Annotated in this window: 11 protein-coding genes; 2 read left to right on the top strand and 9 right to left on the bottom strand. The window is 63.8% G+C overall.

The window, feature by feature from the left end; translation table 11 throughout:
- Positions 1-127: 127 nt before the first annotated feature.
- From ACO06R_RS09480 to ACO06R_RS09465, 4 genes are all read right to left on the bottom strand, one after another.
- A complete protein-coding gene (locus ACO06R_RS09480) occupies positions 128-754 on the bottom strand; it encodes an ATP-dependent Clp protease proteolytic subunit (RefSeq protein WP_421858943.1) in 627 nt (208 codons plus the stop codon).
- Positions 755-922: 168 nt separating this feature from the next.
- Positions 923-2,023 carry an NAD(P)/FAD-dependent oxidoreductase gene (locus tag ACO06R_RS09475; protein ID WP_421858940.1) on the bottom strand — a complete coding sequence of 367 codons (1,101 nt, stop codon included), beginning with the start codon at positions 2,021-2,023 and terminating at the stop codon, positions 923-925.
- Positions 2,024-2,098: 75 nt separating this feature from the next.
- Positions 2,099-4,102 carry a pentapeptide repeat-containing protein gene (locus tag ACO06R_RS09470; protein WP_421858937.1) on the bottom strand — a complete coding sequence of 668 codons (2,004 nt, stop codon included), beginning with the start codon at positions 4,100-4,102 and terminating at the stop codon, positions 2,099-2,101.
- A gap of 418 nt (positions 4,103-4,520) precedes the next feature.
- The gene (locus ACO06R_RS09465) at positions 4,521-4,811 is read right to left on the bottom strand and encodes a GIY-YIG nuclease family protein (protein WP_421858935.1); all 291 of its coding nucleotides are present in this window, start codon (positions 4,809-4,811) and stop codon (positions 4,521-4,523) included.
- Positions 4,812-5,664: 853 nt separating this feature from the next.
- On the opposite strand from ACO06R_RS09465, the gene ACO06R_RS09460 reads away from it, so the two are divergent.
- Together ACO06R_RS09460 and ACO06R_RS09455 are read left to right on the top strand one after the other, a co-directional pair.
- On the top strand, positions 5,665-7,065 hold the full coding sequence (locus tag ACO06R_RS09460; protein ID WP_421858932.1) for an FAD-binding oxidoreductase: 1,401 nt from the start codon (positions 5,665-5,667) through the stop codon (positions 7,063-7,065).
- A gap of 87 nt (positions 7,066-7,152) precedes the next feature.
- Positions 7,153-7,485: a hypothetical protein gene (locus ACO06R_RS09455; RefSeq protein ID WP_421858929.1), complete on the top strand. Its 333-nt coding sequence runs from the start codon at positions 7,153-7,155 to the stop codon at positions 7,483-7,485.
- A 12-nt stretch (positions 7,486-7,497) separates the two neighbouring features.
- On the opposite strand, the gene msrQ is transcribed toward ACO06R_RS09455, so the two are convergent.
- From msrQ to ACO06R_RS09430, 5 genes are all read right to left on the bottom strand, one after another.
- Positions 7,498-8,100 (bottom strand): protein-methionine-sulfoxide reductase heme-binding subunit MsrQ, encoded by a 603-nt coding sequence (gene msrQ, locus ACO06R_RS09450; RefSeq protein WP_421858926.1) that lies wholly within the window; start codon positions 8,098-8,100, stop codon positions 7,498-7,500.
- Between the two features lie 3 nt (positions 8,101-8,103).
- Positions 8,104-9,042, bottom strand: coding sequence for a protein-methionine-sulfoxide reductase catalytic subunit MsrP (msrP, locus tag ACO06R_RS09445; protein WP_421858924.1), 939 nt, complete (start codon positions 9,040-9,042; stop codon positions 8,104-8,106).
- 99 nt (positions 9,043-9,141) lie between these two features.
- Positions 9,142-10,344, bottom strand: a complete 1,203-nt coding sequence (gene pcaF, locus ACO06R_RS09440; RefSeq protein ID WP_421859319.1) for a 3-oxoadipyl-CoA thiolase — start codon at positions 10,342-10,344, stop codon at positions 9,142-9,144.
- Positions 10,345-10,346: 2 nt separating this feature from the next.
- A complete protein-coding gene (locus ACO06R_RS09435; protein WP_421858922.1) occupies positions 10,347-11,141 on the bottom strand; it encodes a CoA-transferase subunit beta in 795 nt (264 codons plus the stop codon).
- The gene (locus ACO06R_RS09430) at positions 11,141-11,992 is read right to left on the bottom strand and encodes a CoA transferase subunit A (protein ID WP_421859317.1); all 852 of its coding nucleotides are present in this window, start codon (positions 11,990-11,992) and stop codon (positions 11,141-11,143) included. The genes ACO06R_RS09435 and ACO06R_RS09430 overlap by 1 nt, the downstream gene beginning before the upstream one ends.
- Positions 11,993-12,041: the final 49 nt, after the last annotated feature.

Below are 12,041 nucleotides of genomic sequence, written 5' to 3'. Positions count from 1 at the left end.
ACCCTTACGGCCCGGTGGTCTTGTAATGTTACGCGGTTCAGCTTCACTTAGACAGGCTTGCCCGATCAAGCTTTCGCGAAGCTGCCCTGTCGTGTCTCTACTGCAACAGTTCTGCCGCAACGTTACGTCAGTTTTCCGTCTCGATGGCGTCGCGTGAGGCGATTACCTTGTCGATCAGGCCAAAGTCCTTCGCCATTTCCGCTGTCAGGAAATTGTCGCGTTCCAGCGCGGTCTCGATTTCCTCGTAAGAGCGGCCGGTATGGCTGACATAGATCTCGTTCAGCCGGCGTTTCAGGTTCTCCGTTTCGCGGGCATGGATCATGATGTCGGTGACCTGGCCCTGGTAGCCGCCGGACGGCTGGTGAACCATGATGCGCGAATTGGGCAGCGAGAACCGCAGGTCCTTCTGACCGGCCGTCAGCAGAAGCGAGCCCATCGAGGCGGCTTGGCCGATGCACAGCGTGGAAACCGGCGCCTTGATGAACTGCATCGTGTCGTAGATCGCCAGGCCCGACGTCACCACGCCGCCCGGCGAGTTGATGTACATGGCGATCTCTTTCTTCGGGTTCTCCGCCTCAAGCCACAGGAGCTGCGCGCACACCAGCGAGGCCATCGTGTCCTCGACCGGTCCGTTGACGAACACGATGCGCTCCTTGAGAAGCCGCGAGAAGATGTCGTAGGCGCGTTCGCCGCGGTTGGACTGCTCCACCACCATCGGCACGAGATTCATGACGGTATCGATCGGATTGCCCATGTTTGACCTTTCGGGGTGTGACGGCGCCGACGAACGCGACGACCGGGGAATCGCTGTTTTCTTCTAACCCTAAATAGGGCGGCGAACGTGCCTTTCGCAAGGCGCAGCTTGGCGTAAACCTTAATGGGCAAGTTGTGGGGATAACAGGGACGTTTCGGCGGCGCATCCCTATCCCTCCGCTCGCATCCAGCGGTTGAGCGCGCCAAAATCGCCGTCATCGACATAACCGGCCACCCTGCGCCCCACTGCGGCGCCGAACTTGTAGCCGTGGCCGGAGCACGCAGAGACGACGAGGCACTTGCCCTCTTCACGCACGAAGAAGCGCTCGTCCTCGGTGAAGGTATAGGCGCAGGTCAGTGTGTCGGTGACCGTGTATCTGTCGAGATCCTTCAGCGGCGGCGAAAACAGGTCGCGGATCGTCTCGCCCTCGCCCGGCTGCGCGACGCGGTTCTCGTCGGCGTCCGGGTTTTCGACCTTGTGCAGGCCGGAGCCGAACTTCAGCCCGCCGCCGCCCGAGGGCGGGATGATGTAGCCGTCGGTTTCGCCGCCGACATCGAGGATCACCGGCGCTGCCGCCCAGGCGTCGGCCAGATCGTCCGGCGGCTGCAGATAGGCGACGGCGGTGCGCCACGCCACCAATTCGGCGGCGAGATCGGGAAACAGCTTCGTCACCCAGGCGCCGGCGGTGACGATCACCCGGTCGGCGGCAATCCGCCGCCCGTCTTCGGTCACCACCAGCCCGGCATCGGCGTCGATTTCGGCGACCCGCATGCGCTGGCGCAGCGACACGCCGCGGTCCTGCATCCATGCGGCCATGGCAAAGGCGATTTTGCGGCAATGCAGCGCGCCGCCCTCCGGCGAGACGAAGGCATGGCGAAACGTGCCCGGATCGAGAAAGGCGAAGCGCGCCGCCGCCTCGTCCGGGCCTAGTACTGTGTGCGGCCAGCCGCCCTCTTTCAGCCCTTCCAGATAATCCTCGGCCTCGTCGCCCGCTTCGCGGCTGACGGCCATGAAGCCGCGCGCATCGAGATGGCTGTCGCCGAGATCGGCCCACAACTCGTCCCAGGCCTCATAGGCTTCCGAAATCGCCGCGCCATAGCCGGAGCCGGCGCCATAGGCGCGGCGGATGATACGGTGGTGGTCGCCCGACGCAGCCATCTCGTTCGGGATTTCGCCCTGTTCGAACAGGATGACCGCATGGCCGCGCTTCGACAGCGCCCAGGCGGTGGAAAGGCCGGCGATCCCGGCGCCGACGACGATGATCTTCATGGATGGTTTCCCGGTTGGATGCCGCCCGCCTGTCTCGGCCTTCGCGCGGGCGAAATCAAGCCGCGCCGGCTTGGCTCACGCGACGTCGTCGTCGGAAGGCGGTTCGGGCGGCGCGTAACCGTCCGGGTCGGCGCGCCATTTCTCCCATTCCTCGTAGTACTCCTCCCAATCCATGTCGAATTGCGGCCAGTGGTCCGGCCGCTGGAGATCGTCCGGCAATCCGGTGCTGGCGTCGCCGAAAGCGGAATTGATTTGCTCCTGGGTCAGAACACCGGGCGGAATCGCAACCGCCTTCAGCGAAACCCACTGGGATACGGTTTCGCTGAAGGCGGTTGAGGTGTCGATTTCCGCCCCCCACAGGACCGCCCCCTGCATATGCGCCCTACCCAGGTACGCCCCCTGCATCCGCGCCTCTCTCAGGCCCGCCCCCTGCATATGCGCCCTACCCAGGTACGCCCCCTGCATATGCGCCCTACCCAGGTACGCCCCCTGCATCCGCGCCTCAACCAGGTCCGCCCCCTGCATCCGCGCCTCAAACAGCTTCGCCCCCTGCATCTGCGCCTCTCTCAGGTACGCCCCCTGCATCTGCGCCCAACTCAGGTCCGCCCCCTGCATCCGCGCCCCTCTCAGATACGCCCCCTGCATCCGCGCCAGCCTCAGGACCGCCCCCTGCATCTGCGCCCAACTCAGGTTCGCCCCCTGCATCTGCGCCTCTCTCAGGTACGCCCCCTGCATCCGCGCCCCAGTCAGGTCCGCCGCCTGCATCCGCGCCCCGCTCAGGTCCGCCCCCTGCATCTGCGCCTCTCTAAGCTCCGCCCCCTGCATCCGCGCCGCAGTCAGGCCCGCCCCCTGCATCTGCGCCCCACTCAGGTCCGCCCCCTGCATCCGCGCCCCGTCGAGCCGCGCCAGCGCGAAATCGCCGTCCGCCATGTCGGCGCCGGTCAGGTCGGTGTCGCGCAGATCGAGCCGGTAGGCCGGCTCCGTCTGCTGCCACTCCTCGACGGACTTCTCCCAATCCGCGACCGCATCCTCATATTCGCGAGTTGGCTTGCCATCCGCATCCGCCTGCCAGTCCGGCCAGTCCGGAACGGCGTTCCCGAAGGGAACCCAGGCACCCCGTTCAAGCTGAATCTGTTTATCGCCGCGCCGGCCGATCACCGTCAGCGCGATCTGGATGTCCTCGCGCGGCCTGTGTTCGCCCACCGCCGCGCGATGCTCGGCTCGCCAAGCCTCGAAAGCGTCATCCCATTCATCACCGTCATCGTTCTTCCCCTCGAACCGGTCCGGCGGCTGCGGCAGCGCTGACGCGCTACTTGCCGGCGCGTTCTCGCGGATATAGGCGGTCAGGATCTCCATGATCTGGATGTGCTCGTCGGGATTGAGCCTGGCGATGCGCTCCAGCGCGTAGATCGCGCCGATCCGCACCTCGAGATTGGGGACGGAGAGTTCCACCACCTGCCGGTCGACAATCGGCTCGCCGTCCGGGCCCAGCGCCGGCATCGGATCGCCCTCATCATCGCGAAGCCAGGCACCGTCCTCGTCCGAGCGATAGTGCGGCGTCTCGTGCACCTGCTTGACGGTCTTTTCCGCGCCCAGCCCCTCGACCGCCTTGTTGATCCGGTCGGTGACCAGCCCCTCCTCCTGCGCCCTAGTCTGGCGTTCGACCGTGTAGAGCCGATGGACGGCCAGCGGCGCGCCGATCAGCGCCGCCAGCGCCGTCATCAGCCCGACAACCGCCAGATAGTGGACACGATAGGCCAGCGCCTGGGTCTCGCCCGGCGGCGGCTCGGTGAACCAGAGCGAAAACGTCCCCGAAATCGTCAGCACGATCAGCGCCAGCCAGAACGGCGAGAGGATGACCGCGAACCACACCAGCGCATTGGTGAAGGGCCGCTCGTGCAGGACCGGCGGTTTCTTGATGGGCCAAAACATGCTCTGCGAAGGTTGCCGAGAGGACCGCCATATGGCGGCCACACGCCGCGCGACCGACACGATCAGCAGGATCGCGACAACGAGGATCGCCAGCCACAGGATCAGGTCCGTGACCGAAACCGGAATGCCGAAGATCAGAGTGTCCATCGCCCCGCCGGTTGTGCGCATTTTCCATGCCCCCGTCCGGTTTAACGCTCCTTCGAGGAAGAATGAAGGGCGGCACGATGCCGAAGACGCGCGCCCGCCTTCTCCCCTGCGTGGGAGAAGGCAGGAGCGCTGCGCTGCGCGCCTCACGAAACCGCTGGGACATGTGCGAATGAAGCGCACCGCTCACTCCCGCAAGGGGAGATACGCGACCCCGAAAAAAACGTATCCACCACACCAAAATCTCCCTTACACTCGCTCCTGCCCTTTCGCGGAAGCCCGGCGCGCGCACCAGCTCACGGGGAGAAGGGCGGTGCCCGGTGACCGTGCATGTCTGGATGTCGGCGATTGGCATTGCGGTAAAAGGAAGATCGTCATCCTGGGGCTTGACCCTAGGATCCATTCCGTGATCGCGGCCACCTCACCAGCCTATACCAGAATAGAGCTCGTTCCATTCCGGGTTGATCGTTTCGATCAGGTCGACCTTCCACTGCCTGCGCCAACGCTTCAGCGACTTTTCGCGCTGGATGGCGTCGGTGATGTCGTCGTAATCCTCGTACCAGACCAGCCGGACCGCGCCGTAGCGGGCGGTGAAACTCTTGGTGTTGATGCGTTCCCTGTGATCGTAGACACGCTGCGACAGGTCGGCGGTCACGCCGGTATAGATCGTGCCGCCCTTCTTGCTGGCGAGCATGTAGACATAGCCGCCCATCGCTCCAGCTTCACGGAATGGATCCTAGGGTCAAGCCCTAGGATGACGAACTCCATTTAGCTTGGTCGCTAGTCGCCAAGTTCAGCGCAAGGGGGGAGACACAAGACCTCGCCCGTTGCACAAGTTTCTTGCTTATCTCTGCGTTTCTCCAACGAATTTGAGCACATGGGCCACGCGCCCCGCGAAATCTATCCACCCCTCCGAAACCTCTCGTATCATCCTTGGTGCCCTTTTGCGGAAGCCCGGCGTGCACACCGGCTCACGGGGAAAGGGACGGTGCCTGCTGGGCGGTGCAGAGGTGCATTGCTGGGTGATGAACCCCCACGGCAGGGCGGCATGAAGCGGCGCGCGCAGTCTTGTTTTCCCGGACAGAGTTCCGGGCCGCCGACCGAAGCTGCAAGACCACCGAGCGGGCGGTCCGAGGATCGCTATACTCAAAAGACGTTGCGATGCTTTGACCGCCCGTCTTCCAGTTCTTTGACAACGCAGGTCTCAGGAATCGAGGCGCGGCGGCGATCCAGTGCGCCCAGATGGTGAGGATTGGCCGCGAACGAAAAGGGAGTTCGTCATCCTAGGGTTTAACCCTGGGATCCACTCCGTCCCGGCCAAGCTTGGCGCTCAAAAATGCAGAATGGATCTCGTTCTTCATTGTCACGCGTTTCGCAAACGCTCTGGAATGGCCCCCTACGCGCCCACGGCGCTTCGCTTGTCGTTGGTCAAGCCCGAGGATGACGATGCACGGGGGGTGCGCGCGCAGCAAGCAATCAGCGCAAACCCGCTTGACCTATCTCCGGCAGGAGTGGTTCTTTCGGCGCCCAGACAATCTCGCCGAAAATTCAGGACCCCCGGACCCATGGCATCAACGACAAGGCTCGAACGCAACGAAGAAGGCATCGCCAAGGTCGTGGGCATTCTCAAACAGCGCTTCGCCGACCGGCTGCAGACCGGCGCGGCGATCCGCGAGCAGCACGGCCACACCACCACATGGCTGGAAAACCAGCATCCCGATGCGGTCGTCTTTCCTGAAAACACCGGCGAAGTCGCCGAAATCGTCACGGTGTGCGCTGAACACAAGGTTCCGGTGATCGCGTTTGGCGCGGGCACTTCGCTGGAAGGCCATGTCAATGCGCCTGGAGGCGGTATTTCCGTCGATCTCAGCCAGATGAACAAGGTGCTCGCCGTCCACGCCGAGGATCTCGACTGCGTCGTTCAGCCCGGCGTTACCCGCAAGCAGCTCAACGAGCACCTGCGCGACCAGGGCCTGTTCTTCCCGATCGATCCGGGTGCCGATGCGAGCATCGGCGGCATGGCCGCGACCCGCGCTTCCGGCACCAATGCCGTGCGCTACGGCACCATGAAGGACAATGTGCTGGCGCTGGAGGCGGTCATGCCCGACGGCACCGTGATCCGCACCGCCACCCGGGCGAAAAAGAGTTCGGCCGGCTACGACCTGACCCGCCTTTTGATCGGCGCCGAAGGCACGCTCGGCATCATCACCGAAATCACCTTGAAGCTGCACGGCATTCCCGAGGCGATGTCGTCGGCGCGCTGCGGTTTCCCGACCGTCGACGCGGCGTGCAACGCGGTGATCACGACGATCCAGTACGGCATTCCCGTGGCCCGCATCGAGCTGCTCGATCCCCTGTCCGTCAAGGCGGTCAACGCCTATTCCGGGCTGACCCTGCCGGAAACGCCACTTCTGCTGCTCGAATTCCATGGCTCGCAGGGCTCGGTCGAGGAACAGGCCGCCGCCTTCGGCGAGATCGCGGCGGAGACCGGCGGCACAGATTTCGAGTGGACGACCAACGCGGAGGAGCGCACGAAACTCTGGCAAGCGCGACACGACGCCTACTGGGCTGCCCTGCAGCTTCGTCCCGGCGCAAAGAGCCTTACCTCCGACGTTTGCGTACCGATCTCCTGTCTGGCCGAATGCGTGAATGCGGCGCAGCGACGGGCTGCCGAACTCGGCATCGAAGCGCCGATCGTCGGCCATGTCGGCGATGGAAACTTTCATTCCATTGTGCTTGTCGATACGGACAATCCCGAGGAGGTGTCCCGCGCCGATGAATTCATGGGTTGGCTGACCAATCTTGCCATCGACATGGGCGGCACCTGCACCGGCGAACACGGCATTGGCCAGGGCAAGATGCCCTATCTGAAACGCGAACTCGGACCGGCCACCGGTTACATGAAGGCAATCAAGCAAGCTATCGATCCCGATGGTATCATGAATCCGGGCAAGATTCTGGATTGAGGCGGATTGCCGGACGGCGCGGTAATGACAGCGCCGCATACGCAAGCTGTGCTATGATAGTTGCCGCTATTTCTGCGAGTGGCCGCCATGAAACTGCTCAAGCTCGATGACTCTGTGCTGATGGCCTATGTCGACGGCAATCTCGACGAGGAAGTCGAACGGCAGATCGAAAGAATGCTTGAAACCGATCCCGCCATCGGCGCGAAGATTGCGGAAATGTCTGCCGCGCGCCGTCGCGGTGACGAGCCGCTTCGTGAAGCGCTCGCGCAGCCGGAACTCGCTGCGCAGGTCAAGGCATTCGCGTCGCAATCGGAAAGCCCGGCGCGGCCGCAGCCAAGGCGACGGCCTCTGCCAACGCTGCTGGCGCTAGGCGCAGCCATCTTGATCGTCTTGTTGTGGGCAGCGCTTTCCTGGAACTGACCGGCGGGCTCCCTACGCTGCGCGCTGCCTGCGCGCCGGGCGAATGCGGCGAACGCCGAGCAACAGCAGGATGATCAGGAGATAGATGATCGGCTCTGGCGGCCACGCCTTGACGAGAAGCAGATAGTGCAGCGCGCCGCAAAGTGCGGCCGGATAAACCAGCCGGTGCAGGTTTCGCCATCCGGCCGCGCCCAGTTTGCGCACCGAGTACCGATTGGAGGTCAGCGCCAACGGCACCAGCATCAGGAACGCCGCCATGCCGAACATGATGTAGGGCCGCTTGACGATATCCTTCCAGATCGCCGGCCAGTCGAACTGCCGGTCGAGCGCCAGATAGACGCTGAAATGGAGCACGATATAGGCAAATGCGATCAGGCCGATGGCGCGGCGGTACTTGACCAGATTGATGCGCGCGAACCTGAGCAACGGGGTAACCGCCAGTCCGGCGATCAGGAAACGCAGCGCCCATTCGCCGAGGCTGTTTTCAAGGACGCGCAGCGGGTCCGGGCCGAGATTGTTGGTGAAGCCGGCCGCCAGATAGTAGACGGCCGGGATCGCGGCAAGCGCATAGACCGCCCATTCGGGCAGTGCGGTCCACAGGCGGGATTGGGCCATGCGTCAGTAGTTCTCGGTCAGGTCCATGCCTTCATACAACGACGCGACCTGTTCGCCATAGCCGTTGAACATCAGCGTATCGATGCGCTTGCTGAACAGACCGCCGCCAATGCGCCGTTCGGTCGCCTGGCTCCAGCGCGGATGATCGACGGTCGGATTGACGTTCGAGTAAAAGCCGTACTCGTTGGGGATCAGCAGGTTCCAGCTTGTCGGCGGCTGCTCCTCGGTGAACTTGATCGAGACGATCGACTTGATGCTCTTGAAGCCGTACTTCCACGGCACGACCAGCCGCACCGGCGCGCCGTTCTGGTTGGGCATGGTTTCGCCATACACGCCGACGCCGAGAATGGTCAGCGGGTGCATCGCCTCGTCGAGCCGCAGTCCTTCCACATAGGGCCAGGTTATCGACCCGAACGGCGAGCGCTGACCGCGCATTTCCTCAGGCCGCAGCAGCGTTTCGAAGGCCACATATTTCGCGGAACCCTGCACATCGAACTTGTCGAGAAGTGCGGCCAGCGGAATGCCGACCCACGGCACCACCATCGACCAGGCCTCGACGCATCTGAGCCGGTAGATGCGGTCTTCGAGCGTGTAGTCGGAGAGCAGGCTTTCGATGTCGACCGTACCCGGATTGTTGACCAGGCCACCGACCTCGATCGTCCAGGGTCGCGTCGTCAATTCGTGGGCATAGCGCGCCGGATCGTCCTTGCCGGTGCCGAACTCGTAGAAGTTGTTGTAGGTCTTGATGTCCTCGAGCGAATTCGGCTCCGCGTCGGTCGAAAACGGGCTCGGCACGGTGTCGAGCTTCGCACTCTCGCTGGCAAGCGCCGCGCCGACCGGCAGCATCGCGGCCGCCCCGGCAAGAAACGAACGTCGGTTGAGAAACACATGCTTCGGCGTAATTTCCGAAGACGGGGGAACGGGATAGCGATAAGTCGCCACGAGATGCCTCCAGTCACAGTCAGATACAACCTGATATCATTGGAGGCCGACCGCCGGGATCAATTGTTCCGGCGGTCCGGTAACGCGTTGTTGAACGGATCAGACGCCTTCCAGTGCGATGGCGATGCCCTGCCCGACGCCGATGCACATGGTTGCAAGCGCTTTCTTGCCGCCGGTCAACTTCAGTTCGAGCGCTGCCGTGCCGGTGATCCGCGCGCCCGACATGCCGAGCGGATGGCCAAGCGCGATGGCGCCTCCATTCGGGTTCACATGGCCGGCCGCCTCGTCGATGCCGAGGTCGCGCAGCACGGCGATCCCCTGGCTGGCGAAGGCCTCGTTCAGTTCGATGACGTCGAAATCCGCGGGCGACAGGCCAAGACGCGCGCACAATTTGTGCGTGGCCGGCGCCGGGCCGAAGCCCATGATCCGCGGTTCGACACCGGCGGTCGCGCCGCCGAGAATGCGGACGATCGGCGTCAGGCCGTGCTTCCTGGCGGCCTCCTCGGAGGCGATGATCAGCGCCGCCGCGCCATCGTTCACGCCGGACGCATTACCCGCGGTCACGCTGCCGCCCTGCCGGAACGGCGTCGGCAGCTTGCCGAGTTTTTCCAGGCTCGTTTCGCGCGGATGTTCATCGGTATCGACGACAACCGGATCGCCCCTGCGCTGCGGGATCGTCACCGGCGTGATCTCCTGCGCGAGTCGGCCGTTCTTCTGCGCTTTTGCCGCCTTCTCCTGCGAGCGCATGGCGAACGCGTCCTGGTCGGCGCGCGAGACGTTGAAGTCCTCGGCGACGTTCTCGCCGGTCTCCGGCATCGAATCGACGCCGTATTGCTGCTTCATGAGCTTGTTGACGAAGCGCCAGCCGATGGTCGTGTCGTGGATCTCGGCATGACGCGAAAACGCCGTTTCGGCTTTCGGCATGACGAATGGCGCACGGCTCATGCTTTCAACGCCGCCCGCGATTGCGATCTCGATCTCACCGGCCTTGATCGCCCGTGCAGCAGAGATTACCGCATCCATGCCAGAACCGCAGAGCCGGTTGAGCGTGGTTCCCGGAACCGTGACCGGCAGCCCGGCAAGCAGCAGGCTCATCCGCGCGACATTGCGGTTGTCCTCTCCGGCCTGGTTGGCGCAGCCGTAGTAGACTTCCTCAACGGCGGCCATGTCGAGCGAGCCGTTCCGCTCCTGCAATGCTTTCAGCGGAACCGCGCCCAGATCGTCGGCGCGAACCGCCGACAGCGCGCCGCCGAACCGGCCGATGGGCGTCCTTACGAAATCACAAATGAAAGCCTCGGCCATCGTCATGCATCCTTCTCTTTTCCGATCCCCTCATGCGCAGCCTTTGAGCGCGCCCGCAAGTCCCGCAGCGTCGAAAGCTCCTCGGCCGTTGGCGCCGGGGTTTCATCCAGCGTGTCGGCGAATTTGACCGGCCAGCCGCATGTCTCCTGAACCTGCTCGCGGGTCGCGCCCGGGTGCAGGGAAACCACCGTGAACTCCTTGGTCTCCGGGTCCGGCTTCCAGATTGCCAGGTCGGTGATCAACAGCGTCGGTCCTTTCGTGTCGATACCGAGCCTTTCGCGTTCGTCGCCACCCTCGCCGTGGCCGAAGCTGGTGAAGAAATCGATCTTGTCGACCATGCCGCGCCGCGACTGCTTCATGGTGATGTAGATTTCCTGCGACGAGGTGGCGATTTCCGGCGCCCCGCCGCCGCCCGGCAGCCTGACCTTGGGATCGTCGTAGTCGCCGATCACCGTGGTGTTGATATTGCCGAAGCGGTCGAGCTGCGCTGCGCCGAGAAAGCCGACGGTGATGCGGCCGCCCTGCAGCCAGTAGCGGAACATCTCCGGCACCGGCACAGTGGTCACGGCGGTCTCGCACAATTCGCCGTCGCCGATCGAGAGCGGCAGCACGTCGGGCGCGGTGCCGATCGTGCCGCTCTCGTAAATCAGGGTGATATCGGGGGCATGGGTCAGCCGCGCCACGTTGCAGGCCGCCGATGGCGCACCGATTCCGACGAAGCAGACATCGGTGTTCTTCAGCGCCCGCGACGCCGCGACGGTCATCATTTCATCGGGAGTAAAACCAAGCTCGCTCATTACGCGCTCCTCAGGTTCGAGACGCGGCTGGCAAAGACGCCGGGATCGGCCTCCAGCACGTTTTCCTTCATCCAGGCGAGAAATGCGTCCCGGTCGGATGCGATCCTGTCCCACTCAAGGTAGCGGGCGTTGTCCCGCGCATAGTAGCCGTGCGCGTAAGAGGGATGCGCACCGCCCGGAACTTCGCATATCGCCGTCACCGTCCAGGATGGCAGGACACAGGCATTGGGATGCGTGTCCAGATCGTCGACGATCTCCTCAACCGTGACGACGGCCCGCTTGGCCGCCAGCACCGCCTCCTTCTGGATCCCGACAATGCCCTCGATCAGGACATTGCCCTTGCGGTCGGCCTTTTGCGCATGGATGAAGGTGACATCCGGGCGCACCGCTGGCACTGCGGCCAGTTCTTCGCCGGTGAACGGACACACGACCGATTTGATGTTTGCATTGACGCGCTTCAGTTCCGCCCCGCGATAACCGCGAAAGATCGCGCATGGCAGGCCTGCTGCCCCAGCTTCATAGGCGTTGGCCATCGCAGAATGCGAGTGTTCCTCGATCTCAAGCGGGTTCGGCCATTCGTTCTCCACCGCGTCGCGCAAGCGCCGCAGCAGGCCGACGCCGGGATTGCCGGCATAAGAAAAGATCAGCTTCCTGACCATGCCCATGCCGATCATCTGGTCGTAGATGATGTCCGGCGTCATGCGCACGAGCGTCAGGTTCTTGCGCCCCTGGCGAATGGCCTCGTGCGCGGCAGCATGCGGGATCAGGTGGGTAAAGCCCTCGAACGCGACGGTATCGCCGTCGGTCAGATTGGACGCCACCGCTTCCGCCAGTGTGGCGAATTTTGCCATCATCGGGTTCCCTTCTTGCTTGCAGCAACCCGATGTCAAAACGGGCGCA

Origin of the sequence: Oricola sp., from assembly GCF_965230365.1 — a bacterium.
Taxonomy (GTDB): domain Bacteria; phylum Pseudomonadota; class Alphaproteobacteria; order Rhizobiales; family Rhizobiaceae; genus Oricola.
The sequence above is the reverse complement of the archived record's forward strand: the minus strand, read 5'-3'. Positions and strand labels throughout refer to the sequence as shown.